A 26,563-nucleotide genomic window follows, 5' to 3' on the forward strand; every position below is an offset into this window, starting at 1 on the left:
GGGGAGGGTCCTCTCGTACGGGATCATGGATGAAAAGCGGGGGAAAAATCAGGTTCGGCACCGATGTGGGCGCGGCCGGATGTGCGCGAAGGCACCTGGATCGGATAGCAAGGGCCTATGGCGGTCTTCGTCGCGCTCGGCGCGTTCCTGATGACGCTGGCCGGCGGCTGGACGGCACAGCGCGTGACCGACCGGCGGCACCTGGTCCTGGGCCTGGCCGGCGGTCTGATGCTGGGCGTGGTCGGCCTGGACCTGCTGCCGGAGGCGCTGCACGCGGCCGGCCGCGAGATCTTCGGCGTACCGGCCGCCCTGCTGCTGTTCGTGGCCGGGTTCCTGCTGGCCCACCTGGTGGAGCGCACCCTGGCCGCCCGGCAGGCCGCGCACGGCGGTGCCGAGCACAATCACCGGGCGCCGGAGGTGGGCCTCGTGGCGGCCGCCGCGATGGTGGGCCACAGCGCGATGGACGGCGTGGCGATCGGCGCGGCCTTCCAGGTCGGCGGCGGCATGGGCGCGGCCGTGGCGCTCGCCGTGATCGCACACGACTTCGCCGACGGCTTCAACACCTTCACCATCACGAGCCTGTACGGCAACGCCCGCCGCCGGGCGATCGCGATGCTGGTGGCCGACGCCTGCGCACCCGTGCTGGGCGCGCTGTCGACCGCGTTCTTCCACATCCCCGAGGCGGCGCTCGGCGGCTACCTGGGCCTCTTCGGCGGCGTCCTGCTCTACCTCGCCGCCGCCGAGATCCTGCCCGAGGCCCACCACGAGCACCCCGCGCGCTCCACCCTGCTGTGCACGGTGGCGGGCGCGGCCTTCATCTGGGTGGTGGTGGGTCTGTCCGGCGGCTGACCGGGCGGCCGCCCACCGGGTGTCGCTCACAGCTTCCCGCCCCGGCCGCCGTCCCGCCGCGGGGGCGCGATCAGCGTCGACAGATACGGCAACGGCGTCCCGTCCAGCTCGGCGGCCGGCCGCACCGACTCCTCCGGCAGCCCCAGCGCCGAACCCCAGACGGCATCCGCCAGCCGCCCGTTCTCCTTCAGCGCCTCGGCGACCTCGGCGGCCTGCCGCCCGAACTTGTACGCGACGACGGTCCCCGGCCCGGCCAGCGCCTCCTTGAGCACGGCGGACCCGGCCGTCACCGGCACCAGCGTCAGCGGCTCGGTGCCCTCGGCCAGCACGGCACCGGACCGGGCCGCCAGATCCTGCATGGCGGTGATCCCGGGCACGGTCTCCACGACCACACCCGGCACCAGCCCGGCGATCGTCTGCGCGAGATAGGTGAACGTCGAGTACACGTTCGGGTCGCCGATGGTGGCGAAGGCGACGGACGCGTGCCGCTCCAGCAACCCGGCGACGGTGGCCCCCGCCGCGTCCCACGCGGCCTCCCGGCGCGCCCGGTCCCTCCGCTCGTTCAGCGCGAACACCACCCGGACGACCTTGTCCTCGGGCACGTAGTGCAACACGGTCGCCTCGGCCCGGCCCCGCTCCCCGGTGTCCATGACGGGGACGACGACGACCTCGGCGCCCCGAAGGGCGTTGACGCCCTTGACGGTCACCAGCTCCGGATCCCCGGGCCCCACCCCGACCCCGACCAGCCTGCTGCTCATGACGTCCGGCACCTCTCCACGAACCGATGGGCGACACCGGGCTCGGACGCCCAGTGCGTGTGCAGATAACTCGCGTGCACGCCCCGCTGTACGAAACCTTCGACCCGCCGCGCGGGCGCCCGCACACCCCACGCGGGCGCGGCGCCGGCGCCGGGCTCGACGACGGTGCGGTGAAACTCGTGCCCCCGCATCCGCGTCCCCGCGGCGGCCAGCGAACTGTCTCCGACGGCCACGGCGTCCCGGTAGCCCAGGGTCAGCCGTTCCGTCATCCGCGCGGTGGCGTCCAGCACCCCGCACATGGGCTGCCCGTCCAGCTCCCGGCACAGGTAGAGCAGCCCGGCGCATTCGGCGGCCACGGGGGCGCCGGAGAGGGCCAGCTCGGCGATGGCCTTGCGCAGCGGCTCGTTGGCGGACAGCTCGGCGGCGTACACCTCGGGGAATCCGCCGCCGATGACCAACCCGGCGGTGTTGTCGGGCAGTTGCTCGTCTCGCAGAGGGTCGAAGGTGACGACCTCGGCACCGGCGGCGGCGAGCAGCTCGGGGTGCTCGGCGTAGGAGAAGGTGAAGGCGGGGCCACCGGCGACGGCGACTACTGGCCTTCGCCTTTCGGCCGAGCGAGTCGGGTGGTGGGTGGGCGAGGCGGGGGTCCAGGGGGCGGAGCCCCCTGGGAGGGCACCTGCAGCACGGGCAAGCGCTTCGAGGGCGTCCAGGTCGCACCCCTGAGCCACCTGCGCAGCCATCGCCGCGACGGCGTCGACCGCCGCAGCGCCCCGCTCCGCAACCGGCACCAACCCCAGATGCCGAGAAGGCGTGGACACCTGCTCGGCCCGCCGCAAGGCACCCAGCACCGGTACCCCTGCCGAGTCCAGCGCCTCCCGCAGCAACTCCTCATGCCGGTCGGACGCGACCTTGTTCAGGATCACGCCCCCGACCCGCACCTCGGGATCCCAGGAAGCGAAACCGTGCACCAGCGCGGCGACGGACCGCGACTGCGACGACGCGTCGACCACCAGCACCACCGGAGCGCCCAGCAGCTTGGCGACGTGCGCGGTGGACGCGAGTTCACCCTCGCCCGCCGCCCCGTCGTACAGCCCCATCACACCCTCGACCACGGCGAGGTCACACCCCCGTGCCCCGTGCAGGAACAGCGGAGCGACCAGCTCCGGCCCGCACAGATACGCGTCCAGGTTGCGCCCCACCCGCCCGGTGGCGAGCGTGTGGTACCCGGGGTCGATGTAGTCCGGCCCGACCTTGTGCGGGGACACGGCGAGCCCCCGCGCGGCGAACGCGGCCATCAGCCCCGTGGCGACGGTGGTCTTGCCGCTGCCCGAGGAGGGCGCGGCAATGACCAGCCGAGGCACCGACGATGTCACCACTCGATGCCCTTCTGCCCCTTCTGCCCCACGTCCATGGGGTGCTTGACCTTGGACATGTCGGTGACGAGGTCCGCGAAGTCCACCAGCTTCTCCGGCGCGTTGCGCCCGGTGATCACGACATGCTGGGTCCCGGGACGGTCCCGCAGCACGGAGATCACCTCATCGGTGTCCACCCACCCCCAGTGCATGGGGTAGGCGAACTCGTCCAGCACGTACAGCCGGTACGTCTCGGCCGCCAGGTCCCGCTTGACCTGCTCCCAGCCCTCCCGGGCCTTCTCCTCGTTGTCCATCTGCCGGTCGCGCTGCACCCACGACCAGCCCTCGCCCATCTTGTGCCAGGCGACGCTCCCGCCCTCGCCGGAGGCGCCGAGCACGCGCAGCGCGTTCTCCTCGCCGACCTTCCACTTCGCCGACTTGACGAACTGGAACACCCCGATGGGCCACCCCTGGTTCCAGGCCCGCAGCGCGAGCCCGAACGCCGCGGTCGACTTGCCCTTCCCGATCCCGGTGTGCACGACGACGAGCGGCCGATTCCGCCGCTGACGAGTCGTCAGACCGTCATCGGGTACGACACTCGGCTGCCCCTGAGGCATTACGCGGCCCTCCTCTTGCTGTTCCCCTGCACATCCCTGACCAGCCCGGCGATCGAGTCGGCCCGCAGCTCGTCCAGCGTGACGGCCATACCGCCCAGCTCGGCGGCGAGCTGCCCGGCGAGCCCGAGCCGCACCGGACCCGACTCGCAGTCCACGACCACCGAGGCGACCGACTCGGCCGCGAACAACCGCGCCGCACGCCCGGCCAGCGCGACCGGCTCGGGGCCACCCGTGGCGCGCCCGTCGGTCACCACGACCACCAGAGCCCGCCGCGCCGGATCCCGCAGCCGCTCCACGCGCAGCACCTCGTGCGCCTTGAGCAGCCCGGCCGCGAGCGGCGTACGGCCGCCGGTGGGCAGCGACTCCAGCCGTGCGGCGGCGGAGTCGACGGAGGAGGTCGGCGGCAGCGCCACCTCGGCGGCCGACCCCCGGAAGGTCACCAGCCCCACCTTGTCCCGCCGCTGATAGGCGTCCAGCAGCAGCGACAGCACGGCGCCCTTCACGGCGCTCATCCGCTGCCGCGCCGCCATCGACCCCGAGGCGTCCACGACGAACAGCACGAGGTTCCCCTCGCGCCCCTCCCGGGTCGCCTGCCGCAGATCGTCCCGGCGGAGCACCAGCCCCGGCCCCGACCGCCCGCGCGCCCGCTGGTGCGGCGCAGCGGCCTGCACGGTCGCCGCCAGGTGCAGCTTGGTCAGCGCACCCTGCGGACGCCGGGCCCCGGTCGTCCGCCCGTGCTCGGTCCGCGCCCGCGACCGCCGCCCGGCGGCACCCTCACCGATCCCGGGCACGCTGAGCACCTTGGTCCGGAACGGCTCGGCGGCCCGTACGGCCGACTGCTCCCCGGCGCCGGACGCCTGAGGTTCCCCGCACTCACCGGCCTCGGGGCGCGCGGCGGTGTCCCCGCCGCCCTGCGGACCGGAGTCGGGCGTGGGCTGCCCACCGCCGCTGGGCCCGTCGGGATCGGGATCGTCGTCGCTCTCGCCGGAGAACTGCTCCAGCGTCTCGTCCAGCTTGTCCTCGTCCAGACCCGGCGCGTCGAAGGGGTTGCGGCGCCTGCGGTGCGGCAGCGCGAGCAGTGCGGCCTGCCGTACGTCCTCGGCGAGCACGTCGGTCCGCCCGGCCCACGCGGCCAGCGCGGTCGCCGTCCGCGCCATCACGATGTCGGCCCGCATCCCGTCCACCTCGAAGGCGGCACAGGTCGCCGCGATCTGCCGCAGCGCACCGTCGCCCAGCCGCACCTGCGGCAGCAACTCCCGCGCCGCTACGATCCGTTGCCGTACGGCAGCTTCCTCGTCCGCCCACCGCGCGGCGAAGGCGGCCGGGTCGTCGTCGTACGCCAGCCGCCGCCGTACGACCTCCACCCGCTGCTCCGGCTCCCGCGAGGCGGCAACCTCCACGGTGAGTCCGAACCGGTCGAGCAACTGAGGCCGCAGCTCGCCCTCCTCCGGGTTCATGGTGCCGACGAGCAGGAACCGGGCCGCGTGCCGTACGGAGACGCCTTCGCGCTCGACGTACGAGGCGCCCATTGCTGCCGCGTCCAACAAGAGGTCGACGAGGTGGTCGTGCAACAAGTTGACTTCGTCAACGTAGAGGATGCCTCGGTGCGCGCTGGCAAGGAGCCCCGGTTCGAACGCTTTGACGCCCTCCGAGAGCGCCCTTTCGATGTCGAGCGCGCCGACCAGCCGGTCCTCCGAGGCGCCGACCGGCAGCTCGACCATCCGGGCGGGCCGGTGCGCATCCGGCCCCGGCTCGTGCGGGCCGTCCGGGCACGACGGATCCGGTGCCGCCGGGTCGCAGGAGAACCGGCAGCCGGGGACGATGGCAACCTCGGGCAGCAGTGCCGAAAGGGCGCGCACCGCCGTCGACTTGGCCGTGCCCTTCTCGCCGCGCACCAGCACACCGCCGACCGCCGGGGACACGGCGTTCAGCAGCAGCGCGAGCCGCAGGTCGTCCTGGCCCACGACGGCCGTAAAGGGGAAGGGGGTTGTCACTGGTCGTCGCCCTCCAAGTCGCCTTCCAGCTCCAGGTAGGTGGCGCGCAGCCGCTCCAGCGTGTCCGCGTCGGGCTCGGCCCACAGGCCCCGGTCCGCCGCCTCCAGCAGCCGCTCGGTGATGCCGCGCAGCGCCCACGGGTTGGACTTCTCCATGAAGTCCCGGTTCTCCGGGTCGAAGACGTACTCCGCGCTGAGCTTCTCGTACATCCAGTCGTCGACCACGCCGGCGGTGGCGTCGTACCCGAACAGGTAGTCCACGGTGGCCGCCATCTCGAAGGCGCCCTTGTAGCCGTGCCGGCGCATGGCCGCCATCCAGCGCGGGTTGACCACCCGCGCTCGGAACACGCGATGTGTCTCCTCGCCCAGCGTCCGCGTCCTCACCTGGTCCGGTACGGCGCTGTCGCCCACGTAGGCCTCGGGGTTGGCGCCGGTCAGATGCCGGACCATCGCCACCATGCCGCCGTGGTATTGGAAGTAGTCGTCGGCGTCGACCAGGTCGTGCTCGCGGGTGTCGACGTTCTTCGCCGCAACGGCGATGCGCTTGAACGCTGTCTCCATGTCCCCGCGCGCCGCCCGCCCGTCGAGCCCGCGCCCGTAGGCGTAACCGCCCCAGACGGCGTACACCTCGGCCAGATCCGCGTCGCTGCGCCAGTTCCGGGCGTCGATCAGCGGCAGCAGACCGGCGCCGTACGCTCCGGGCTTCGAGCCGAAGATACGGGCCGTGGCCCGGCGCCGGTCACCGTGCTCGGCGGTGTCCTCGTCAGCGTGGGCCTTCACGAAGTTGCTCTCGGCCGGCTCGTCCAGCTCCGCCACCGCCCGCACCGCGTCGTCGATCAGCCCCACCACATGCGGGAACGCGTCCCGGAAGAACCCGGAGATGCGGACCGTGACGTCGACGCGCGGTCGGCCCAGCTCCGCCAGGGGCACGATCTCGAAGCCGGTCACCCGGCGCGAGGCGTCGTCCCAGACCGGGCGGCAGCCCAGCAGCGCCAGGATCTCGGCGATGTCGTCACCCTGGGTGCGCATCGCGGACGTACCCCAGACGGTCAGGCCGACGGACTTCGGGTACTCGCCCGTGTCCTGCAGATACCTCTGCACCAGGGAGTCGGCGAGCGACTGTCCGACCTCCCAGCTCAGCCGGGACGGGATCGCCTTGGGGTCGACCGAGTAGAAGTTACGGCCGGTCGGCAGCACGTTCACCAGGCCACGGGTCGGGGACCCCGACGGACCCGCCGGGACGTAACCGCCGTCCAGCGCCCGCAGGATGTGCCCGATCTCGTCCGTGGTCCTCGCCAGCCGCGGTACGACCTCCTCGCACGCGAACTCCAAAACGGCCACGGCATCCGGGAGTTCGCTGCCGAGGGCGTCACTCAGGACCGCCGGTACGGCCGCGCGGTCCCAGGCCCGCGCCTCCATGCCCTCCGCGATCCGCCGGCACAGCAGCTCCAGGAGGTCGATCGCGTCGGACGCCGTACGGGCCGGACCCTGCACCAGGTCCGTCAGCTCCACCGGCACCTTCACCGGAGCGCCCGGCTCGGCCAGCAACTCCTTCTCCACCAGGCCGAAATGGGCCGCCAGCGTGGCCCGCAGCCCCGGCAGCGCGTTCGCCTGCCCGCCCCACACCTGGGATGCCCGCAGCACGGCCAGCACCAGGTTCACGCGCGGCTCGCCCACCGGGCCGCCGCCCAGGATGTGCAGGCCGTCGCGGATCTGCACGTCCTTGATCTCGCACAGATAGCCGTCGATGTGCATGACGAACTCGTCGAACGCCTCGTCGTCCGGCTGCTCGTCCACATGCAGGTCGTGGTGCAGCTCGGCCGCCTTGACCAGCGTCCAGATCTGGGCGCGGACGGCCGGGGCCTTCGCCGGGTCCAGGTCGGAGACGAGCGCGTACTCGTCCAGCAGCTGTTCCAGCTTGGCCAGGTCGCCGTAGGTGTCCGCACGTGCCATCGGCGGCACCAGGTGGTCGACCACCGTGGCGTGCCCGCGCCGCTTGGCCTGGGTGCCCTCGCCGGGGTCGTTGACGATGAACGGGTAGATCAGCGGCAGGTCGCCGAGCACGGCGTCCGGCGCGCACCCCCGCGACAGTCCCAGCCCCTTGCCGGGCAGCCACTCCATCGTGCCGTGCTTGCCCATGTGCACGATCGCGTCCGCGCCGAAACTGTTCTCCAGCCACCTGTACGCCGCCATGTAGTGGTGCGACGGCGGCATGTCGGGGTCGTGGTAGATCGCGATCGGGTTCTCGCCGAAGCCGCGCGGCGGCTGGATCATGACGACGACGTTCCCGAACTGCAGGGACGCCAGCACGACGTCGTCGCCGTCGACGTACAGCGAGCCCGGCGGTTCGCCCCACGCCTCCACCATGGCTGCCCTGAGGTCCGCATCGAGCTTGTCGAACCAGGCCCGGTAGTCGGCCAGCGGCACCCGCGCGGGCGCCGCCGCCAGCTGCTCCTCGGTCAGCCACTCCACGTCATGGCCGCCGGCCTCGATCAGCCGGTGGATCAACTCGTCGCCGCCGGAGGGGTATTCGGTGACGCCGTAGCCGGCTTCCCGGAGGGCGTCCAGGACGCGCACCGCCGACGCGGGTGTGTCCAGGCCGACCGCGTTGCCGACCCGGGAGTGCTTGGTCGGGTACGCGGTGAAGACCAGCGCGATCCTCTTCTCGGCGTTCGGCTTGTGCTTCAACCGCGCGTGCCGTAGGGCGATTCCGGCCACCCGCGCGGCCCGCTCCGGATCGGCGACGTACACCGGGACCTCGTCCGGGCCATGCTCCTTGAAGGAGAACGGCACGGTGATCAGCCGGCCGTCGAACTCCGGGATCGCGACCTGCATCGCCGCGTCCATGGGGGAGAGCGCCGCGTCCGACTCCTCCCAGGCCTCTTTCGACGAGGTCAGACAGAGCCCCTGGAGAACCGGGATGTCGAGGTCGGCGAGCGCACCGATGTCCCAGGACTCCTCGTCGCCGCCCGCCGAGGCCTGCGAGGCGTGGGTACCGCCGGCCGCCAGCACGGTCGCGACCAGCGCGTCGGCCTTCGCCAGCAGCTCGTACAGCCCGGCGTCCGCACCGCGCAGCGAACCGCAGTAGACGGGGAGGGCGTTGGCGCCCTTCGCCTCGATGGCGTCGCACAGGGTGTCCACGAAGGCGGTGTTGCCGCTGAGCTCGTGCGCCCGGTAGAAGAGCACGCCCACGGTCGGGCGTCCGTCGACGAGGGCACGATCGCCGTGGACGCCGTACTCCGGCATCTTCCGCGGCTCCTCGAAGCCCTCGCCGGTGAGCAGCACGGTGTCCGACAGGAACCGGGACAGCTCCAGCAGGTTCGCGGGGCCGCCCTCGACCAGGTACTTCAGCGCCTCCGCCACCACACCGGCCGGCACCGACGACTCGGCCATCAGCTCGGCGTCGGGGACGGCCTCGCCGCCCAGCAGCACGGTCGGGACACCGGACGCCCGCAGCACGGCCAGCCCCTCCTCCCAGGCCCGCTTGCCGCCCAGCAGCCGTACGACGGCGAGGTCCGCGCCCTCCAGCAGCTCCGGCAGCTCCTGCTCGACGTCCACCCGCGTCGGGTTGCCGATCCGATAGTCCGCGCCGGAGGCCCGGGCCGCCAGCAGATCCGTGTCGGCGGTCGACAACAACAACACTGTGCTCATGCAGGCGCTCCCGGTGGGATGAAAGGCAGTCCTTGCGGCGCGCCCGACTCGATGAGCCGCCACAGCGCGTCCGTGTCCGCGTGCTGTTCGATCAGGTCGCCGAGCCGGTCGAGCTGCTCCTCGCGCAGCGCGGCGAAGGAGGTGCCGGGTGCGGGCACGAAGCGGCGGCCCGCGGCGGCGGCCACCTCGCGCAGGAAAGCCCGCCGGAAGCCGTCCGACTCGAGCGAACCGTGCCAGTGGGTGCCCCAGGTGTGGCCGACCCGGCAGCCGTCCAGGCTGTGTCCCTTGTCATCAGAGATGAACCCTTCGCCGCCGGTGACTTCGGCGACCCCGTGGTGGATCTCGTACCCCTCGACCCGCTCGCCGAGGGCCTCGCCGGCCGGCCGGGTGAGGGTCTTGTCGCGGGCGAACCGCACCCGCACGGGCAGCACGCCGAGCCCGTCGACCGCGCCGGCGCGCGATTCGACCTCGTCCTCGATGCGCTCGCCGAGGATCTGGAAGCCGCCGCAGATGCCGAGGACCGGGCGTCCTTCGGCGGCCCTTCGGACGAGGGCGTCCGCGAGCCCGCGCTCCCGCAGCCACTCCAGGGCCCGTACGGTCCCGCGCGTGCCCGGGATCACCACCAGGTCGGCGTCCGCCAGCTCCTCCGGGCGGTCCACGAACCGCACCACGACCCCCGGTTCGGCGGCCAGCGCGTCCACGTCCGTGAAGTTGGACATCAGCGGGATCGCGCACACGGCGACGCGCAGTACGTCCTCACCGACGGGCGGCGTCACGGTCGACTCGCGCACGGTGCCGCGCAACGAGACCCGCAGCCCGTCCTCCTCGTCGATGCCGAGCCCGTGCCGGAAGGGCAGGACGCCGTAGGTCCGCCGCCCGGTCAGGCCCTGAAGCATGTCCAAGCCGGGCTCCAGCAGGCTGACATCGCCCCGGAACTTGTTCACGAGGAACCCGGCGACCAGGTCCTGGTCCTCGGGCGAGAGCAGCGCCAGGGTCCCGAAGAAGGACGCGAAGACGCCGCCCCGGTCGATGTCGCCGACGACGAGCACGGGCAGCCGCGCGTTCCGCGCGATCCCCATGTTGACGATGTCGGTCCGGCGCAGATTGATCTCGGCCGGGCTGCCCGCGCCCTCACAGATCACCGCGTCATACGTGCCCCGCAACTCGGCCAGGCAGTCCAGCACCGTGCCGAGCAGCTTCTGCTGGCGTCCGCCGTGGTACCCGCGCGCGCTCAGCTCGCCCACCGGCCTGCCCAGCAGCACCACCTGGCTGCTCTGTTCGCCGCCCGGCTTGAGCAGCACCGGGTTCATCAGCGCGGTCGGCTCGATCCGGCACGCCTGGGCCTGCATGGCCTGGGCCCGGCCGATCTCCGCGCCCTCGCGGGTCACGAAGGAGTTGAGCGACATGTTCTGCGCCTTGAACGGCGCCACCTTCACGCCCTGACGCACCAGCCACCGGCAGATCCCGGCCGTCACGACGCTCTTGCCGGCGTCGGAGGTGGTGCCGGCGACGAGGAGTCCCCCGTTCACTTCCCACGTCCCTTCGGGCTCCTGAGGCTCTTGACGCTGCTGACGAGGAGGCGCGCGGCGACCGTGGTGCCGAGCGCGAGCAGGCCGACGCGGCGGGAGAGCCGTACGGCCCGGTCGATGTCGGAGACCCGGACGGCCCGGCCGGCGTCGCCGTTGAGCACGGGCCGGTGCTCGACGCGGCCGCCGTAGGAGAGCGTGCCCCCCAGGCGGACGCCGAGTGCGCCGGCGAAGGAGGCCTCCACGGGCCCGGCGTTGGGGCTCGGGTGCCTGCGGGCATCGGCCTTCCAGGCGCGCAGGGCACCGAGCGGGTCGGGTCCGGCTGCGGCGGCGAGTACGGCGGTCAGCCGGGCCCCCGGCCAGCCGGACAGGTCGTCGAGCCGGGCGGAGGCCCAGCCGTAGCGGCGGTAGCGGGGGGACCGGTGACCGACCATCGCGTCCAGGGTGTTGACGGCCCGGAAGCCCAGCAGCCCCGGCACCCCGGCCACGGCTCCCCACACCAGGGCGCCCACCACGGCGTCGGAGGTGTTCTCGGCGACCGACTCGACCACGGCCCGGGCGATCCCGTCGGCGTCCAGCGCCTGCGGGTCCCGGCCGCACAGATGCGGCAGCCGGGCGCGGGCCGCCTCGACGTCCCCGAACTCCAGGGCGCGCCCGATCGTGCGGGCCTCCCGGGCGAGCGAGGTACTGCCCACGACCGCCCAGGTGGCGGCGGCGGTCAGCGCGACGGAGGCGGCGGGGGAGGGGCGTACGGCGCGTGCGGCCAGCGTGCCGAGCGCGACGGCGCCACCGGCGCACACGGCGGTGTGCACGGCGCCCCAGCCGCGGTGGTCGTGCCACAACGCGCGGTCCACGGCAGCGGCCGCACGTCCGAACGCGGCGACCGGATGCCCGCGGCGCGGATCGCCGAGGAGCAGATCACCGAGAAGGCCGGCGGCGGCGCCGTACGCGTAACTGCGATCGGCACCCATCGGCTCAGCCGAGGTGGATGGCAGCAGCGCCCCGAAGGGGCGCGGGGCTGAGTGGGACAAGCGGCTGCCGCCGGGATGGGGGTCCCCCCGGGTTCGAGCGAAGCCGAGAACTTGGGGGAGCGACCAGCCACGACGGGCCTGCGGACGACCGACGGCCTGTCGTGGCACTCCCCGCGGAGCGCCTGGTGGTGGTCCTTGTCCTTCGGCAGCCGGGCATGGCGATCGATGTCCTCACTCAGGGTGTCCGCGCCCTGGTTCGACGAGATTCGGCGGTGAGAGTTCCTGGCTCCCGGGGGTTCTTCCCCGGTGACAGTGGCGGGACCGCGCCGGATTCGCACCGGCTTCCTCTCCTGCCGCCGTACATGGCCTGGGCAGTCCACCACGTGCCCCGAAGGGCCGTCAACTTGCCGTTGACCTGCGAGGGGAGAGTGTGCCGATCCCCACATCGTGGGGCGCCCGTGACCTGTGGGCGTGAAAAAGGCTCCCCTCCGTCACGGACGGAGGGGAGCCTTCGGGCTGCCTGGTTCGTGGTGCTCGGTCAGGACTTGGAGACGATGAGGAAGATGCCGTACGCCACCGCCGCCGCGCAGGCCGCGAAGCAGACGTAGGCGCCGGTGACGGCGAGGGTGGCGGAGCCGCCCTGGGCCGCGGCCTTCTCGCGCCGCGCCAGACCGTTGACGCCGAGGGTGAACAGGGCCACCAGGCCCACCGTGAACACGAGGCTGACGCCGATGACGGAGCCGAGGGCCGACCAGTCGATCTTCATGGGTTGCTTCCTTGGTTACCGGTGCGGCCGGGGTCAGACGGTGGCGGCCGGCGGGGCGGCCTCGGGGGCGGGCGCGGGCTCGGCGGCGGCCGGGGAGGGGATCGTGGCCGTCAGGTCCTCGGTGATGGTGCCCGCCGGGGGCGGGGTCACCGCGGCGATGGCGGCGGTCACCACACCGGCAGGCTCCCCGGTCTCGGCCACCACGTTGGTGTGGTCGACGACCTCGCGGCGGGAGATCTTCCAGATCGCGGCGCTCGCGGCGACCAGGAGGACGGCGACCACCGCGGTGCCCCAGTCACCGAGGCCGGTGACGGACTCGGCGCCCGCGCCGACCAGCGCGGCGGCCGGAAGGGTGAGCACCCACGCGATCGCCATGCGGGTCGCGGTGGACCAGCGGACCACCCCGCCCTTGCGGCCGAGGCCCGCGCCCATCACGGAGCCGGAGACGACATGCGTGGTGGACAGGGAGAAGCCCAGGTGGGAGGAGGCCAGGATGGCGGTGGCGGCGCTGGTCTGGGCGGCGAAGCCCTGGCGCGGCTCCAGGTCGGTCAGGCCCTTGCCCATGGTGCGGATGATCCGCCAGCCGCCGATGTAGGTGCCGAGCGCGATGGCCAGGCCGGCGGAGAGGATGACCCAGGTGGGAGGGTTCGAGCCCGGGGCGATGGCACCGCCCGCGATCAGCGCGAGAGTGATGACGCCCATCGTCTTCTGCGCGTCGTTGGTGCCGTGGGCGAGGGAGACCAGGCCGGCGGAGGCGATCTGCCCGGCGCGGTAGCCCTTGCGGGTGGCCTCGCCCTCGGCCTTGCCGCCGATGCCGTAGGAGAACCGGGTGGCCAGCATCGACGCGACGCCCGCCACGACCGGCGCGGCGACCGCCGGGAGCAGCACCTTGGTGACCAGGACGTCGCCGTGCACGGCGCCGAGGCCGGCGGAGGCGACGGTGGCGCCGATCAGGCCGCCCATCAGGGCGTGCGAGGAACTGGAGGGGAGGCCCACCAGCCAGGTCACGAGGTTCCAGAGGATCGCGCCGACCAGGGCGGCGAAGATGACCTCGGGACGGATGCCCTTCTCGTCGACGAGACCCTTGGAGATCGTGTTGGCGACCTGCACGGAGAGGAAGGCGCCCACCAGGTTCAGGGCGGCGGACATGGCCACCGCGATCCTGGGCTTCAGGGCGCCTGTGGAGATGGTGGTGGCCATCGCGTTGGCGGTGTCGTGGAAACCGTTCGTGAAATCGAACGCGAGAGCGGTTACTACCACTATCGCGAGGATCAGCGAGAAGCTTTCCATTTACCCAGGCAATCGTTCGAGGTCATTGGGTGGACGACCGTAGGCAACCTGGGTGAACGGAAGATGAACTGAGTCGTACGCCAGGGTGTCTGCGGAGGGGGATTACGGTTCCGTGGAGGGGGAGTGCGGTTCCGCTCGGCCCCGGTGTCCCAGGCGTCCCTTGGCTACCGACCGCGCGCGAAGGTCCGCAGCCGGCTCCCGGTGCCGTTGAAGAGATCCTGGTCACCCGGCAGCCGGCCCCCGCTGCCGAACTGCCAGAACGTCCAGTACCGCCACCCGCCCGGCAGCTTCCCCGGCCGCGAGGTGCCGTGCCGGGCGATCCACAGGGCGTGGCTCTTCGAGAACGCACGGCTGTTGCCGGTGCACAGCCGCCACCACTGGGTCGTCGTGTAGATCACCGGGCGGCGGCCGGTCTCCCGCTTGACCTCGTCGCTGAAGGACCGGATCCAGCGGACCATCCGCGTCCTGCCCAGCCCGTAGCACTTGTGCCTCTTGCTGTACGGGTTGTACTCGATGTCGAGCGCGGGCGGCAGCGTCCGGCCGTCCGCCCGCCAGTCCCCGCCGTGCCGCACGAAGTAGGCGGCCTGCCGGGCGCCGGAGGACCTGTCCGGCCGTGCGAAGTGGTACGCGCCCCGGTACAGGCCCTCCTTGCGCGCACCGTCGTACTGCTGGGAGAAGTAGGGGTTGCGGTAGTCCGTGGACTCGGTCGCCTTGACGTATACGAACCGCGCGCCCCTGGACCGGGCGGCCGCCCAGTCGACGCGCTTCTGGTGCGAGGAGACGTCGTGTCCCCGGGGCTTGGCCGCGGCCAGCGCCAGAGGTCCGGCCGCCGCGGGCGCGGTGCCCGCGAGGGCGAGCGCCGCCGTGGCCGCCACGAGAACACCGGCGCGGCGACGGAGATGAGTGCGTACCTGGGCCATGTGTCTCCCCGGGTCGGCGGACGAGATCTCGCCCGGCGGGCCAGGCAGCCCATTGAAGGCCCGGCGATCAACGAATCGGCGCCTCATGTGCGGCGATTCCTGCCGACAACCACCCGTTCGGGGGTGCGCGCTCGCGGCCGGAAGCGGCCGCCCGCCCTCTCCTTGTGGGCGCGGCTGGCAGGATCGCGGCATGGCTGAACAGCGGCGGGACGCGGAACGGGAACGGACCTGGGCGGAACTGGTCGCGACGGCGCGGCGGACCGTAGCCGACGGGCTGGTGGTCGGCACCTCCGGGAACGTCTCGGCGCGCGTCGGCGACCTGGTGCTCGTCACCCCCTCCGGTGTGCCGTACGACCGGCTCACCCCGGACGACATCACCGGCGTCGACCTCGCCGGACGCCAGGTGCTCGGCACGCTGGTGCCGACCAGCGAGCTGCCCATGCACCTCGCCGTCTACCGCAGCACCGACGCCCGCGCGGTCGTCCACACCCACGCCGTGCACGCGACCGCGGTCTCCACACTCGTGCCCGAGCTGCCGCTGGTCCACTACATGGCCGCCGCCCTCGGCGGCCCCGTGCGCGTTGCCCCCTATGCCACGTACGGCACCGACGAACTCGCCGGGAACATGCTCCGCGCCCTGGCCGGCCGTTCCGGCTGCCTGCTGCAGAACCACGGCACGATCACCTACGGCGCAGGCCTCGACCAGGCCTACGACCGCACCGCCCAGCTGGAGTGGATGTGCCGCCTGTGGCTGACGGCGTCCTCGGTGCCGGGCCTGACCCCCACCCTGCTGACGGAGGCACAACTGGCCGAGGCGGGGGAGCGATTGCGGGGGTACGGCCAGCGGAGGTAAATCCCGAGCCTCCTTCGCCCCTCGCCGCTCCGCTGGCCGGTGATGGCAACCCCCACGACACTGGACCCGTGCGCACCGTCAAAGCGACCGCCCTCACCACGGCCATAGCCGCCGGCATGGCCATGGCTTCCGTCGCCGCCGGCCGGATCGCCAGCGACGCCGCGCTGAAGGCGCCCGCGGGCCGCCCGCTGCCCACCGAGCCCCGTCTCACCGTGCACGGCACCGCCGCCGGCCAGATCACCCTCACCCGCGACCTGGCCTCGCTGCGCCCCGGCACCTACGGCCTCGTCGGCGACGGTTCCCACGCGGTCGCCGGCCCCGTCCTGGCGGCGGCCCGGCACGAGGCCGACACCGTCGTACGCCGCCTGGAACGCGTCACCCACGGCACCTTCGCCCCCGGCGACGCGGTGTGGCTCACCCCGAACCTGCACATCGGCGACCCCGGCACCGCCCTCGGCCTCGACCACGCCGACATCGACGTGCCCGGCGAACTCGGCGAGCTGCCCGCCTGGTTGGTGCCCGGCGCCCGGGAGACCTGGGTGATCGCCGTGCACGGCCTCGGTGCCACCCGGGAACAGGCCATGAACCTCATGGCCCCCCTGCATGCCCGCCGGGTGCCGGTGCTCGCCCTCGCCTACCGGGGCGACCCCGGTGCCCCGCGCCCGCCGGACGGCCTGAACCACCTCGGCGAGACCGAGTGGCGCGACCTGGACGCGGCGATCCGCTACGCCGTCCGCCGCGGCGCCCGCCGCGTCGTCCTGCTCGGCTGGTCCACCGGCGCCACCATGGCCCTGCGCGCCGCCGAGCACTCCCCGGTGCGCGAGCGCATCGCCGGACTGGTCCTCGACTCGCCGGTGCTCAGCTGGGAGGCCACGCTGCGCGCCCTCGCCCGGGCCCGCCGCACCCCGCCGCCGCTGCTGCCGCTCGCGGTGCGCGCCGCCCAGGGCCGGACCGGCCTGCACGCCGACCGGGTCCCCGAGCTCACCGACCCCGGTCTGCTCACCGTGCCGACCCTGATCTTCCACGGGCCCGACGACGCGGTTGCCCCATGGGAGTTCACCCGCCGGCTCGCCCGCAGCCGCCCCGATCTCGTCGCCCTGCACACCGTGCCGCAGGCCCCGCACGCGGCGATGTGGAACGCCGACCCCAAGGAGTACGAGGAGCGGCTGCGCCGCTTTCTGACCCCGCTGGTGTGAGCATGCTCCGGGCCTCGGGCAGGCGCCGGAAGGCCCGGTGCCGGACATTCCGTTTAAGGCCGTACGACTGGCCTGATCACCACGCTCGCCCCGCCCCGGACCCCGTGCCTTGGCCAGCCCCGTCGCCCCCCGTGACATTCCGTTTGGGTTTTCGGACCGTCAACCGGAAGACTGCACCCGTGACGTCCCGTATCCCGCGCGACTCCAGGCTTCGACTCGTCCGACCGCGACCCCTGGCCGCCGCCCCCAGAGCTGTGAACCAGCGGCGCCCGCGCCGCCCCGCACCCCGGCCGCCGGAGGGCACCCCCGCCCCCGCGGAACTGGCCGGAATGGCCCGCACCGGGCTGGCCGGTCCGGTCCGTGTGGCTCGCTGGGCCGACGCCGCACTCGGCCCCGGCAGCGACGGCGCCACCGCCGACGGCAAGGCCACCCTCTCCGACGCCACAGCCCGACGCGCCGCCGCCGATCTCGGCCTGAGCGTCGCTCAGGTCCGCACCGACTGGGACACCGCACGCCTCGCCGGACTCGTCGAGGTGCACGGCGACAGCGCACGCCCCGGCTGGCGGCTGCGTGCCTGGGACCGCGACGACAGCGCCGTACTGCGCGGCTGGGTCGCCCTCTTCGACGCCTGGTCGCTCGCCTCCCCGGAACCCGAGGAGCACGAGCCGGCCGCCGTCGCCGAGGTCGTCTCGGCCATGCCCCAGGTGCTCTCCTTCCTCCAGCTCTCCGCCGGGCCCGTCCCGGTCGAGCAGCTCCTCGACCTGCTCCAGCAGCGCGTCACCGAACTACGCACCGAACGCTGCGAGATCCCCTACGAGCCCGTCCCGTCCCGGCCCGCCGAGCCGGGGTCCGCACGGCCTGCCGAGCCTGGCTCCGTGCGGGTTACCGAGCCGGGGTCCGCCCGGCCCGCCGGGCCTGGCTCCGTGCGGCTTGCCGAGCCCGAGGCACGGCCCGTCGAGCCCGGGTCAGCACGGCCCGCCGAGTCTGCGTCCGTGCGGCCTGCCGGGCCCGAGTCCGCACGGCCCGCCGAGCCCGGCACCGTACGGCTTCCCGAGCCCGGCACCGTACGGCTTCCCGAGCCCGGCACCGTACGGCTTCCCGAGCCCGGCACCGCACGGCTCACCGAGCCCGGGGCCGTGGCGCACGTCGAGACCAGCACCGCTCTGCCGACCGTGCCGGCTGCACGGCAGCCGTCCGAGCCCGGGGCCGTGCGGCAGGGCCTGGCGGGGGCGCGGCCGCCGGCCGAGCCGGGACACGGGCGCCCGGCGGGCGGCTCCCCGGGCCCGGCGGAACTCGTGGCCGTCCCGGGAGACCCCGCGCCCACCGGCGACACCCCGCTCGCGCCCCTCCTCGACTGGGCACTGCGGGCCCTCGCCTCGGTCGGCGCGCTGACCTACGGCGCCGGCCAGGCCACCCTCACCCCCCTGGGCAGCTGGGCGGTGTGGGTCAAGCTGGAGCAGATCTGCGTGGCCGCGCAGAGCCCGGCCGGCAACATCGAGCAGTCCGCCGAGGACATGCTCCGCGGCTGCGCCCAGCTCCGCCCCAACGCCGCCCGCGCCGAATACCGCGCCTGGCTCGCCGCCCGCACGGTCGGCGACGCCGTCACCGAGCTGATCCATGCCGCGCGCGGCGAGGACGCCCTGCTGCGCGGCCTGGCCTTCGAGGCGCTGCGCGTCGTTGGCGCCCCGGCGGAGCCCGACGTACGCGCCGTCGTGGACGAGCCGGCCCTGCGGCCCTACGCCCTGCTGTGGCTCGCCGAGCACGACGGGGTCGACCCGGAGGACGCCCACGAGGTCCTCACCCGGCAGGAGGCGACCTGGCTGTGGGTGGACACCGCCGCCGCCGTCGCCGACCACGGCGAGTCGCCGATGCTGGTCCGGCATCTGGAGTCCGCGGTGCAGCCCACCGTCCCCCAGCTGCTCGACGAGGTCCGCGCCGTCGGGCACCCGCGCACCGTGCAGGTCCTGGTCGCGCTCGCGGCGGCGCATCCCGACCCGGCCCTGGCCAAGGCGGTGCGCCGGGCCGCCTTCCAGGTGCACACCGGAGGATGAGCGGCGCGGGGGCCGCTCAGGCGCCGATCTCGGGGGCGTAGGTCCCGAAGCTCCAGATGTTGCCCTCGGTGTCGCGGGCCATGTAGTCCCGCGAGCCGTAGTCCTGGTCCGTCGGGGGCATCAGGATCTCCACGCCGTGCTCCAGGGCCCGCTGGTGGTGGGCGTCCACGTCGTCCACCACGACGTACACCCCAGCGGGTCCGGCGTCCTTCATCGCGGTGTCGAACAGGCCGCCCCGCCCCTTGGAGCCGATCATCACCGCGCCGTTGCCCTGGACCAGCTCGGCGTGCATCACCTTGCCGTCCTCCGTCTCGTACAGCGACAGCTCGGTGAAGCCGAGGGCCTCCGTGAGCTGCCTGATCGCCGCCTTCGCGTCCGTGTACAGCAGCGTGGGGTAGAGACTCGGCCGTGCGCCGCCCGTGCCTGCCATGCCGATCACTCCTTCGTGCGTCGGTTCTCCGGCGTCCCGTTCAGTCTCGCAGCCGCCACCGACAACGCCTCGGCGCAACGTGTCGGCACAGCTTCATGACGAACGTGCGTCCAGGTCCGCGACGCTCGCCCGCAACGATCTTCCGCAACGATCTCCGCGGTACGGACCGAACGCACGGACGGAGAAAACCGCTTGCACACCCCCGTTAGACTTCTCCCCATGGCCATTCTCCTCGCGCATTAGACGGCGGGAACGTCCTCAGCCGCCCACCCGTCAATCCCTGTACGCCCTGGAGTCTGTCCGTGATCTCCGCCTCCGGTATCGAGCTGCGCGCCGGTGCGCGCGTCCTCATCGAGAACGCCACCTTCCGTGTCGCCAAGGGCGACCGCATCGGCCTCGTCGGCCGCAACGGCGCCGGAAAGACCACCCTCACGAAGTGCCTGGCCGGCGAGGGCATCCCGGCCGCGGGCCAGATCACCCGCTCCGGCGAGGTCGGCTACCTCCCGCAGGACCCCCGCACCGGCGACCTGGACGTCCTCGCCCGCGACCGCATCCTCTCCGCGCGCGGCCTCGACGTACTGATCCGCAAGATGCGCGAGAACGAGGAGCGCATCGCCAACGGCAAGGGCGCCACCCGCGAGAAGGCCCTCAAGCAGTACGAGCGCCAGGAGACGGAGTTCCTCACCAAGGGCGGGTATGCCGCCGAGGCCGAGGCCGCCACCATCGCCGCCGCGCTGAACCTGCCCGACCGCGTCCTCGGCCAGCCGCTGCACACCCTCTCCGGCGGTCAGCGCCGCCGTATCGAGCTGGCCCGGATCCTGTTCTCGGACGCCGACACCCTGCTCCTCGACGAGCCGACCAACCACCTCGACGCGGACTCGATCATCTGGCTGCGGGACTACCTGAAGACCTACCGCGGCGGGTTCATCGTCATCAGCCACGACGTCGATCTGGTCGACACCGTGGTGAACAAGGTGTTCTACCTGGACGCCAACCGGTCCGCGATCGACATCTACAACATGGGCTGGAAGCTCTACCAGCAGCAGCGCGAGGCGGACGAGAAGCGCCGCAAGCGGGAGCGGGCCAACGCCGAGAAGAAGGCCGCCGCCCTCAACGCCCAGGCCGACAAGATGCGCGCCAAGGCCACCAAGACGGTCGCCGCGCAGAACATGGCCCGCCGCGCCGAGAAGCTGCTCTCCGGCCTCGAAGAGGTCCGGATGTCCGACAAGGTCGCCAAGCTGCGCTTCCCGGAGCCCTCGCCCTGCGGCAAGACCCCGCTGATGGCCGAGGGTCTGTCGAAGTCGTACGGCTCACTGGAGATCTTCACCGACGTCGACCTCGCCATCGACAAGGGCTCCCGGGTCGTCATCCTCGGCCTCAACGGCGCGGGCAAGACCACCCTGCTGCGCCTGCTCGGCGGCGTGGAGCAGCCCGACACCGGGCGGGTCGTCCCCGGCCACGGCCTCAAGCTCGGCTACTACGCCCAGGAGCACGAGACCCTGGACCCCGACCGCACGGTCCTGGAGAACATGCGCTCGGCCGCCCCCGACATGGACCTGGTCGAGGTCCGCAAGGTGCTCGGCTCGTTCCTGTTCTCCGGCGACGACGTCGACAAGCCGGCCGGTGTCCTCTCCGGCGGCGAGAAGACCCGTCTCGCCCTGGCGACGCTGGTCGTCTCCTCGGCGAACGTGCTCCTGCTCGACGAGCCGACGAACAACCTCGACCCCGCCAGCCGCGAGGAGATCCTCGGCGCCCTGCGCACCTACAAGGGCGCGGTCGTCCTCGTCACCCACGACGAGGGCGCCGTCGAGGCGCTCCAGCCGGAGCGGATCATCCTCCTCCCGGACGGCGTCGAGGACCTGTGGGGCTCCGACTACGCGGATCTCGTCGCCCTGGCCTGACCGAAGCCTGATCCACTGCGTACTGATCCACTGCGGATGGATCATTCGGCTCATCCGTGATCCATCATCTGTGTGAGATCTCCTCGTATCGGGGTGTGTCGTACACGCATTTTCCGGCCGATCCCTTGCGCGCCAAGGGGTCGGCCGTTTCGCGTCTCTGACCTGGCACTTCGCGAATCCACCCGTTCGGCCCCGCCGACACCACCCCTCGGAATCCTTGATTCCGCTTGTGGGGATCCACTCCTGTCGTCACAACGATGTCCCACGGACCTTGCCGAATGGGTGGCCATCAGGGCCGGGAGGGGTGATCATGAGGAGACCAGAGCGCACTTCCCATGAGGAGGCACGGGTGGCCGAGACTCTGAAGAAGGGCAGCCGGGTGACCGGCGCCGCGCGCGACAAGCTCGCGGCAGACCTGAAGAAGAAGTACGACTCCGGTGCGAGCATCCGGGCGCTGGCCGAGGAGACCGGCCGCTCGTATGGCTTCGTACACCGGATGCTCAGTGAGTCGGGCGTCACGCTGCGCGGGCGTGGCGGAGCGACCCGGGGCAAGAAGGCCGCATCGTCCTGACTCCGGGCGGCCCATCGTCTTCGGCGGTGGCCACCCGGCCGACCTCCCCCTGGGCCTTGAGGGGCCCGGGGGACCGCCGGATCGGCCGGGTGGTTACTGTGCAGTCACTTAGCATGCCGTAACGGCACTGCGTGATGACCGCACCCATCGGAGGCGCCCCATGGCTTCGCCCGACCAGGACCTCGCTCCTGTACTCGACAAGGACGGCGTACGGCTCACCGTCGACGACGCGCTCGCCACGGTGACGCTGACCAACCCGGACAAGCGCAACGCGCAGAGCCCCGCCCTGTGGCGGGCGCTCACCGAGGCCGGGCGGATGCTGCCGGGCTCCGTCCGTGTTGTCGTGCTGCGCGGCGAGGGCAAGTCCTTCTCCGCCGGGCTGGACCGGCAGATGTTCACCCCGGAGGGGATCCCGGGCGAGCCGACCTTCATCGACCTCGCGCGCCGTGACGACGCCGGGCTCGACGCGAGCATCGCCGAGTTCCAGGAGGCGTTCACCTGGTGGAGGCGGAACGACATCGTGTCCATCGCCGCCGTGCAGGGGCACGCCATCGGGGCCGGCTTCCAGCTCGCGCTCGCGTGCGATCTGCGGGTCGTCGCGGACGACGTTCAGTTCGCCATGCGCGAGACCAGCCTCGGCCTCGTTCCCGACCTGACCGGCACGCACCCGCTGGTCGGTCTCGTCGGGTACGCCCGCGCGCTCGAGATCTGCGCGACCGGACGGTTCGTCGGCGCGGCGGAGTCCGTGGCGTCCGGGCTGGCCAACGTCGCCGTGCCGGCCGCTGAACTCGATGCGGCCGCAGGGGACTTGGCGGCCGCGCTGCTGGCCGCTCCGCGGGACGCCGTGGTCGAGACCAAGGCGTTGCTGCGGGGCGCGGTGGACCGTACGTACGACGAGCAGCGTGCGGCGGAGCGGGCTGCCCAGGCGCGCCGCCTTCGGGATCTGGCCGGTCTCGGCGAGTAGTCGGGAGGCACGGCGGTACCCGGGCCCCACAGGGGCGCGTCAGCCGACCGCCGTGATCAACACCGCCACCGTCGGCCGGTCCTCCAGCGCATCCCGCACGGCCGCACGCACCTGCCGGGCCACCTCGACGGCCCGGCGGTCCGCGCTGGTCGTCAGCTCCACGCGCACATGCCGGTGCGGCAGCGCCGTACCGGCCGGGCGCTGCTCCAGGTGCACCGCCCGGCCGAGACCGCCGAGGGAACCCGTCAGCCCGGTGACCCCGGGGACGGACAACGCGGCACCGGTCACCCGGGCCTCGTCCGGGTCGGTGGGCTCCCGCGCGGGCACCGGCTGCGGAGCACGCACCCGCGCGGCCGGTTCCGCCGCGTCCAGCAGCTCGGTGACCCGCAGGTCCACCTCCGTCACGGCGAGCCCGAGGCGCTCCGTCGCGGCCGTCGCCAGCGTCAGGCGCAGCCCGGACGCCACCGTCGGCAGCGGCTCGGCGGCCGTCGCGGCGAAGTCCGCCGTCAGCCGCAGCGGGCCCGGCGGCAGCGCACTCGGCGGAGCCGGTACGACGGGCTCGGGCGCCTCTTCCGGTCCGGCGAGCCCGAGCCGCAGCGCGCCGATCCGCACGCCGGGCATCCCGTCGGCCGCCGCGCGTTCCAGTACCGCCGCCGCCGCGCCCTCCGCGATCCAGGCGCCGTCGCCCGGCCCGCCGAGCGGCAGCAGCCTGCCCAGTCCGACCTGGCGCCGCACCATCTCTGTCCACCGGTCCGCCGTCATTCCTCCAGCCTGCCGTATCACCGGCGCGCGGACGGGGAACCTTGCTTACGGTGGGCTCAGGACGATCGAAGGGGACGACCGAAAGGGACCTACGGCGATGACCGAGATGACGACGCCCCCCGAGGGCGACCAGGAGCCACAGGTCACGACCCGCAAGGCGACCCGGCGTGGCGGCGGCGATCCGGCCACCCGTGGACGGACGACCATCGCCGACGGCGTCGTGGAGAAGATCGCCGGTCTCGCGACCCGCGACGTGGTCGGCGTGCACGCCCTGGGCAGCGGCCTGGCCCGCACCTTCGGCGCCGTGCGCGACCGGGTGCCCGGCGGCTCCAAGTCGGTCACCCGGGGCGTGAAGGCCGAGGTCGGCGAGGTGCAGACGGCGCTCGACCTGGAGATCGTCGTGGACTACGGCGTCTCGATCACCGATGTCGCCGGCGCCGTGCGGGAGAACGTGATCGCCGCCGTGGAACGCATGACCGGACTCGAGGTGGTCGAGGTCAACATCGCGGTGAGCGACGTCAAGCTGCCCGAGGAAGAGGAAGAGGAACCGGAGCCCCGGATCCAGTGAGAACCGGTGCCGGACCCTGCACGCCCGACGAGCTGAGGAGCGTTCCATGAGCATGGCCGTGGTCGGCATGATCGCCGGGATGGCGTTGGGCTTCGCCGGGTACTTCGGCGGCTTCGGTGCCTTTCTCCTGGTGGCGGCCCTGGGCGCGATCGGCTTCGTCGTCGGCCGGTTCGCGGAGGGCGACCTGGAACCGGGCGACTTCTTCCGCATCCGCGACCACCGGCGCGACCGGCGGCGGTGACCGGAGGTGAGTGCCGAGACCGGCGTGGGGCGCCCGCCGTCGGGCCTCGTGCCACCGGGCGAGCGCGGCGCCACCCGGATCGCCGACCGGGTCGTGGCGAAGATCGCCGCACAGGCCGCCCGTGAGGCGCTGCCGCCGCCGCCCGCGGACGCGGCTGCCCCGCACGCCACGGTCGTCGTGCACCAGGAGACGGTCCGCGCGAGCGTCCATCTCGAACTCGGCTACCCCGGCGACATCGGCGCCCAGTGCGCCGCCGTGCGTCGCCATGTCGCCGAGCGGGTAGGCGCGTTGGTGGACATGGCGGTGCCCGAGGTCGCCGTCCACGTCGAACGGCTGCACCCGGAACCGCACGGGAGGGCGTGATGAGCGAGTCACAGCCGGCCACCCCGACCCTCGAGAAGGACCCCGGCACCGCCCCGCCCGCCCCCGCCGGGGGCAGCGGCCGCTTCTGGTCGCCGCGCCGCGTCCCGGCCGCCGTCGTCGCGCTCCTGCTGCTGGCCGGCGCCGGCCTGCTGCTCTACGACATCGCCGCCGTGCGCGCCCACCACCCCGCGATGCACTGGCGCCGTGCCCTCGCCGGGCAACTGGCCGAGCGGCCCCTGGACGACCCCTGGGTGCTGACCGGCGCCGCCGTCGCCGTCGTACTGGGCCTGTGGCTGATCGCCCTCGCGGTCACCCCCGGCCTGCGCGGACTGCTGCCCATGCGGCGCCCGCACCCCGATGTGCGCGCCGCACTCGGGCGCGACGCGGCGGCGCTCCTGCTCCGCGACCGGGCCATGGACGTGTCCGGGGTCCGGTCGGTCCGGGTGCGGATGCGCCGCAGGAAGGCCGACGTGCGTGCCGTCGCGCACTTCCGTGACCTGGACGAGGTACGCGCCGACCTGGACGCCGTGCTCTCGGACGCGATCCGGGGCCTCGGCCTGACCCGGCCGCCCGAGCTGTCGCTGCACGTGTCCCGGCCCGGGCGGAAGGGGTGAGGACGATGCGCGGCGGCGGCCTCAACCGGGTCCTGCTGGCCCTCGTCGGCCTGCTCCTGCTCGCGCTCGGCGGCGCGGTGCTGGCCGTCGGCCTGGGGGCGCCGTCGCCCTCCTGGTGGATCCACACCGGCCCGCACGACGTCCTGCTCACCAAGGCCGAGCGCACCCACTGGCGGGCCACCGGCTGGTGGTGGCCGGCGGTCATCGCGTTCCTGGCCCTCGTCGTCCTGCTCAGCCTGTGGTGGCTCACGGCGGTCCTGCGCCGCCGCCGGCTGACCGAGATCCTGATCGACACCGGCGACGACGAGTCAGCCCTCCTGCGCGCCAGGGCCCTGGAGTCGGCCCTGGCCCAGGACGCCGTGCGGCAGGAGGGCGTGGCGCACGCGGAGATCCTCCTGCGGGGCCGCCGTACGGCGCCGGGGGCGCGGGTGTGGCTGCGACTGGAACCGCACGTGGACCCGGCAACGGCCCTGAACGAGTTCACGGCCGGGGCCCTTACCCACGCCCGCCGGTCGGCCCGCCTGCCCTCGCTGCCGGCGGAGGTACGGCTGCGGGCGGTCAAGCACCGTGCGGAACGGGTCACTTGACGACCCGCACACCTCAGAACCCGTGCCGCATCCCCCCGTCCACAGGCACCATGATCCCACTCAGATAGGAGGCCGCCGGAGACAGCAGGAACGCCGCGACCCGGCCGAACTCCTCCGGCTTCCCGTACCTCCTGAGCGGAATCCGGGACTCGTTCGCGGCCCGGGTGGCCTCCGGGTCGGCGGACAGCGCGTCCAGCTCGCGCACGCGATCGGTGTCGATGCGCGCCGGCAGCAGCCCCAGCACCCGGATCCCGCGCGGCCCCAGCTCGTCCGCGAGCGACTTGGCGAACCCGGCCAGGCCGGGCCGCAGCCCGTTGGAGATGGTCAGCCCCGGAATCGGCTCGTGCACCGACCCGGACAGCACGAACCCGATGACGCCGCCGTCCTCCAGCTCGGCGGCCGCCGCCCGCGCGAGCCGCACCGCACCGAGGAACACCGACTCGAACGCGCCCCGCCACTGCTCGTCGGTGTTGTCCGCGACGAACCCCGGCGCCGGCCCGCCCACGCTCACCAGCACGCCGTGGAACGCGCCGAAGGCGTCACGGGCGGCCCCGATCAGCCGCTCCGGTGCCTCGGGGTCGGCGTTGTCCACGCTGACGCCCACCGCGTTCGGGCCCAGTTCGGCGGCGGCGTCGGCCACCCGCTTCCCGTCCCGGCCGCTGATCACGACCTTCGCCCCGTCGGCGACGAGTTCCCGCGCGGCGGCGTTGCCCAGCCCGCGGGTCGCCCCGGTGACGACGTACACCCGGTCCTTCAGTCCAAGATCCAT

Annotated in this window: 25 protein-coding genes, 1 pseudogene and 1 riboswitch; of the genes and pseudogenes, 13 read left to right on the forward strand and 13 right to left on the reverse strand. The window is 73.3% G+C overall.

Translation table 11 applies throughout. The annotated features are described in order from the left end of the window. Positions 1-117: 117 nt before the first annotated feature. Complete coding sequence (locus tag ACWC2T_RS25345) at positions 118-849, forward strand: ZIP family metal transporter (protein WP_450672645.1); 732 nt, start codon at positions 118-120, stop codon at positions 847-849. Positions 850-875: 26 nt separating this feature from the next. Here ACWC2T_RS25345 and cobI read toward each other — a convergent pair whose 3' ends face one another. The 10 genes from cobI to ACWC2T_RS25395 all read right to left on the reverse strand — a co-directional run bounded on the left by cobI (position 876) and on the right by ACWC2T_RS25395 (position 14,693). Further along, positions 876-1,607, reverse strand: coding sequence for a precorrin-2 C(20)-methyltransferase (cobI, locus tag ACWC2T_RS25350; protein WP_450672646.1), 732 nt, complete (start codon positions 1,605-1,607; stop codon positions 876-878). Continuing rightward, positions 1,604-2,983, reverse strand: a complete 1,380-nt coding sequence (locus tag ACWC2T_RS25355; RefSeq protein ID WP_450672647.1) for a cobyrinate a,c-diamide synthase — start codon at positions 2,981-2,983, stop codon at positions 1,604-1,606. Before ACWC2T_RS25355 ends, cobI begins: the two co-directional genes overlap by 4 nt. Continuing rightward, positions 2,977-3,576 (reverse strand): cob(I)yrinic acid a,c-diamide adenosyltransferase, encoded by a 600-nt coding sequence (gene cobO / locus ACWC2T_RS25360; protein ID WP_351209486.1) that lies wholly within the window; start codon positions 3,574-3,576, stop codon positions 2,977-2,979. Before cobO ends, ACWC2T_RS25355 begins: the two co-directional genes overlap by 7 nt. Then, on the reverse strand, positions 3,576-5,570 hold the full coding sequence (locus ACWC2T_RS25365; RefSeq protein WP_450672648.1) for a putative cobaltochelatase: 1,995 nt from the start codon (positions 5,568-5,570) through the stop codon (positions 3,576-3,578). The genes cobO and ACWC2T_RS25365 overlap by 1 nt, the downstream gene beginning before the upstream one ends. Next, positions 5,567-9,220, reverse strand: a complete 3,654-nt coding sequence (gene cobN, locus ACWC2T_RS25370; RefSeq protein WP_450672649.1) for a cobaltochelatase subunit CobN — start codon at positions 9,218-9,220, stop codon at positions 5,567-5,569. The genes ACWC2T_RS25365 and cobN overlap by 4 nt, the downstream gene beginning before the upstream one ends. Continuing rightward, positions 9,217-10,749 (reverse strand): cobyric acid synthase, encoded by a 1,533-nt coding sequence (locus ACWC2T_RS25375; RefSeq protein WP_450672650.1) that lies wholly within the window; start codon positions 10,747-10,749, stop codon positions 9,217-9,219. The genes cobN and ACWC2T_RS25375 overlap by 4 nt, the downstream gene beginning before the upstream one ends. After that, the gene (locus tag ACWC2T_RS25380; protein ID WP_450672651.1) at positions 10,746-11,717 is read right to left on the reverse strand and encodes a cobalamin biosynthesis protein; all 972 of its coding nucleotides are present in this window, start codon (positions 11,715-11,717) and stop codon (positions 10,746-10,748) included. The genes ACWC2T_RS25375 and ACWC2T_RS25380 overlap by 4 nt, the downstream gene beginning before the upstream one ends. Positions 11,718-11,971: 254 nt before the next feature. Beyond that, a riboswitch (cobalamin riboswitch) is annotated at positions 11,972-12,113 on the reverse strand. 142 nt (positions 12,114-12,255) lie between these two features. Next, complete coding sequence (locus tag ACWC2T_RS25385) at positions 12,256-12,483, reverse strand: hypothetical protein (RefSeq protein WP_450672652.1); 228 nt, start codon at positions 12,481-12,483, stop codon at positions 12,256-12,258. Between the two features lie 33 nt (positions 12,484-12,516). Further along, complete coding sequence (locus ACWC2T_RS25390; protein ID WP_450672653.1) at positions 12,517-13,773, reverse strand: anion permease; 1,257 nt, start codon at positions 13,771-13,773, stop codon at positions 12,517-12,519. 164 nt (positions 13,774-13,937) lie between these two features. Then, positions 13,938-14,693 carry a lysozyme gene (locus ACWC2T_RS25395; RefSeq protein ID WP_450672654.1) on the reverse strand — a complete coding sequence of 252 codons (756 nt, stop codon included), beginning with the start codon at positions 14,691-14,693 and terminating at the stop codon, positions 13,938-13,940. A 190-nt stretch (positions 14,694-14,883) separates the two neighbouring features. On the opposite strand from ACWC2T_RS25395, the gene ACWC2T_RS25400 reads away from it, so the two are divergent. The 4 genes and pseudogenes from ACWC2T_RS25400 (at position 14,884) to ACWC2T_RS25415 (ending at position 18,793) form a co-directional block, all read left to right on the forward strand. After that, positions 14,884-15,546, forward strand: a complete 663-nt coding sequence (locus ACWC2T_RS25400; protein ID WP_450672655.1) for a class II aldolase/adducin family protein — start codon at positions 14,884-14,886, stop codon at positions 15,544-15,546. Positions 15,547-15,614: 68 nt separating this feature from the next. Then, the gene (locus ACWC2T_RS25405) at positions 15,615-16,742 is read left to right on the forward strand and encodes an alpha/beta hydrolase (RefSeq protein ID WP_450672656.1); all 1,128 of its coding nucleotides are present in this window, start codon (positions 15,615-15,617) and stop codon (positions 16,740-16,742) included. 329 nt (positions 16,743-17,071) lie between these two features. Next, a pseudogene (locus tag ACWC2T_RS25410) lies at positions 17,072-17,602 on the forward strand (hypothetical protein); the annotation flags it as partial. 15 nt (positions 17,603-17,617) lie between these two features. Next, on the forward strand, positions 17,618-18,793 hold the full coding sequence (locus tag ACWC2T_RS25415) for a hypothetical protein (RefSeq protein WP_450672697.1): 1,176 nt from the start codon (positions 17,618-17,620) through the stop codon (positions 18,791-18,793). Positions 18,794-18,809: 16 nt separating this feature from the next. Here ACWC2T_RS25415 and ACWC2T_RS25420 read toward each other — a convergent pair whose 3' ends face one another. Next, positions 18,810-19,223 (reverse strand): VOC family protein, encoded by a 414-nt coding sequence (locus tag ACWC2T_RS25420; protein WP_450672657.1) that lies wholly within the window; start codon positions 19,221-19,223, stop codon positions 18,810-18,812. A gap of 302 nt (positions 19,224-19,525) precedes the next feature. Here ACWC2T_RS25420 and ACWC2T_RS25425 point away from each other — a divergent pair, with 302 nt between their 5' ends. From ACWC2T_RS25425 to ACWC2T_RS25435, 3 genes are all read left to right on the forward strand, one after another. Beyond that, the gene (locus ACWC2T_RS25425; RefSeq protein WP_450672658.1) at positions 19,526-21,124 is read left to right on the forward strand and encodes an ABC-F family ATP-binding cassette domain-containing protein; all 1,599 of its coding nucleotides are present in this window, start codon (positions 19,526-19,528) and stop codon (positions 21,122-21,124) included. A 349-nt stretch (positions 21,125-21,473) separates the two neighbouring features. Further along, positions 21,474-21,695, forward strand: a complete 222-nt coding sequence (locus ACWC2T_RS25430) for a helix-turn-helix domain-containing protein (RefSeq protein WP_004002281.1) — start codon at positions 21,474-21,476, stop codon at positions 21,693-21,695. A 160-nt stretch (positions 21,696-21,855) separates the two neighbouring features. Further along, a complete protein-coding gene (locus tag ACWC2T_RS25435) occupies positions 21,856-22,659 on the forward strand; it encodes an enoyl-CoA hydratase/isomerase family protein (protein WP_450672659.1) in 804 nt (267 codons plus the stop codon). Between the two features lie 39 nt (positions 22,660-22,698). Here ACWC2T_RS25435 and ACWC2T_RS25440 read toward each other — a convergent pair whose 3' ends face one another. Then, entirely contained in the window at positions 22,699-23,421 is a 723-nt protein-coding gene (locus tag ACWC2T_RS25440; RefSeq protein WP_450672660.1) for a nucleopolyhedrovirus P10 family protein, read from the reverse strand. 97 nt (positions 23,422-23,518) lie between these two features. Between ACWC2T_RS25440 and ACWC2T_RS25445 the strand changes: the two genes are divergently transcribed. From ACWC2T_RS25445 to amaP, 5 genes are read left to right on the forward strand one after another with little or no spacing between them, the layout of a single operon-like run. Then, a complete protein-coding gene (locus ACWC2T_RS25445) occupies positions 23,519-23,989 on the forward strand; it encodes an Asp23/Gls24 family envelope stress response protein (RefSeq protein ID WP_450672661.1) in 471 nt (156 codons plus the stop codon). A 46-nt stretch (positions 23,990-24,035) separates the two neighbouring features. Next, a complete protein-coding gene (locus ACWC2T_RS25450) occupies positions 24,036-24,230 on the forward strand; it encodes a hypothetical protein (protein ID WP_450672662.1) in 195 nt (64 codons plus the stop codon). A gap of 6 nt (positions 24,231-24,236) precedes the next feature. Then, on the forward strand, positions 24,237-24,593 hold the full coding sequence (locus ACWC2T_RS25455) for a hypothetical protein (protein WP_450672663.1): 357 nt from the start codon (positions 24,237-24,239) through the stop codon (positions 24,591-24,593). Then, positions 24,593-25,207 (forward strand): DUF6286 domain-containing protein, encoded by a 615-nt coding sequence (locus tag ACWC2T_RS25460; protein ID WP_450672664.1) that lies wholly within the window; start codon positions 24,593-24,595, stop codon positions 25,205-25,207. Before ACWC2T_RS25455 ends, ACWC2T_RS25460 begins: the two co-directional genes overlap by 1 nt. A gap of 5 nt (positions 25,208-25,212) precedes the next feature. Continuing rightward, a complete protein-coding gene (gene amaP / locus ACWC2T_RS25465) occupies positions 25,213-25,794 on the forward strand; it encodes an alkaline shock response membrane anchor protein AmaP (protein ID WP_450672665.1) in 582 nt (193 codons plus the stop codon). 13 nt (positions 25,795-25,807) lie between these two features. Here the strand turns inward: amaP and ACWC2T_RS25470 are convergent, their stop codons facing one another. Next, positions 25,808-26,563, reverse strand: coding sequence for an SDR family oxidoreductase (locus ACWC2T_RS25470; RefSeq protein ID WP_450672666.1), 756 nt, complete (start codon positions 26,561-26,563; stop codon positions 25,808-25,810).

It is taken from the genome of Streptomyces sp. NPDC001393, from assembly GCF_053597455.1.

Excerpts from the sequence above, each read along its gene's own strand:
- ACWC2T_RS25345 (WP_450672645.1), top strand. The coding sequence starts at position 118 with ATGGCGGTCTTCGTCGCGCTCGGCGCGTTCCTGATGACGCTGGCCGGC.
- cobI (WP_450672646.1), bottom strand. The coding sequence starts at position 1,607 with ATGAGCAGCAGGCTGGTCGGGGTCGGGGTGGGGCCCGGGGATCCGGAG.
- cobO (WP_351209486.1), bottom strand. The coding sequence starts at position 3,576 with ATGCCTCAGGGGCAGCCGAGTGTCGTACCCGATGACGGTCTGACGACT.
- cobN (WP_450672649.1), bottom strand. The coding sequence starts at position 9,220 with ATGAGCACAGTGTTGTTGTTGTCGACCGCCGACACGGATCTGCTGGCG.
- ACWC2T_RS25380 (WP_450672651.1), bottom strand. The coding sequence starts at position 11,717 with ATGGGTGCCGATCGCAGTTACGCGTACGGCGCCGCCGCCGGCCTTCTC.
- ACWC2T_RS25385 (WP_450672652.1), bottom strand. The coding sequence starts at position 12,483 with ATGAAGATCGACTGGTCGGCCCTCGGCTCCGTCATCGGCGTCAGCCTC.
- ACWC2T_RS25390 (WP_450672653.1), bottom strand. The coding sequence starts at position 13,773 with ATGGAAAGCTTCTCGCTGATCCTCGCGATAGTGGTAGTAACCGCTCTC.
- ACWC2T_RS25395 (WP_450672654.1), bottom strand. The coding sequence starts at position 14,693 with ATGGCCCAGGTACGCACTCATCTCCGTCGCCGCGCCGGTGTTCTCGTG.
- ACWC2T_RS25400 (WP_450672655.1), top strand. The coding sequence starts at position 14,884 with ATGGCTGAACAGCGGCGGGACGCGGAACGGGAACGGACCTGGGCGGAA.
- ACWC2T_RS25420 (WP_450672657.1), bottom strand. The coding sequence starts at position 19,223 with ATGGCAGGCACGGGCGGCGCACGGCCGAGTCTCTACCCCACGCTGCTG.
- ACWC2T_RS25435 (WP_450672659.1), top strand. The coding sequence starts at position 21,856 with ATGGCTTCGCCCGACCAGGACCTCGCTCCTGTACTCGACAAGGACGGC.
- ACWC2T_RS25440 (WP_450672660.1), bottom strand. The coding sequence starts at position 23,421 with ATGACGGCGGACCGGTGGACAGAGATGGTGCGGCGCCAGGTCGGACTG.
- ACWC2T_RS25445 (WP_450672661.1), top strand. The coding sequence starts at position 23,519 with ATGACCGAGATGACGACGCCCCCCGAGGGCGACCAGGAGCCACAGGTC.
- ACWC2T_RS25450 (WP_450672662.1), top strand. The coding sequence starts at position 24,036 with ATGAGCATGGCCGTGGTCGGCATGATCGCCGGGATGGCGTTGGGCTTC.
- ACWC2T_RS25460 (WP_450672664.1), top strand. The coding sequence starts at position 24,593 with ATGAGCGAGTCACAGCCGGCCACCCCGACCCTCGAGAAGGACCCCGGC.
- amaP (WP_450672665.1), top strand. The coding sequence starts at position 25,213 with ATGCGCGGCGGCGGCCTCAACCGGGTCCTGCTGGCCCTCGTCGGCCTG.
- ACWC2T_RS25470 (WP_450672666.1), bottom strand. The coding sequence starts at position 26,563 with ATGGATCTTGGACTGAAGGACCGGGTGTACGTCGTCACCGGGGCGACC.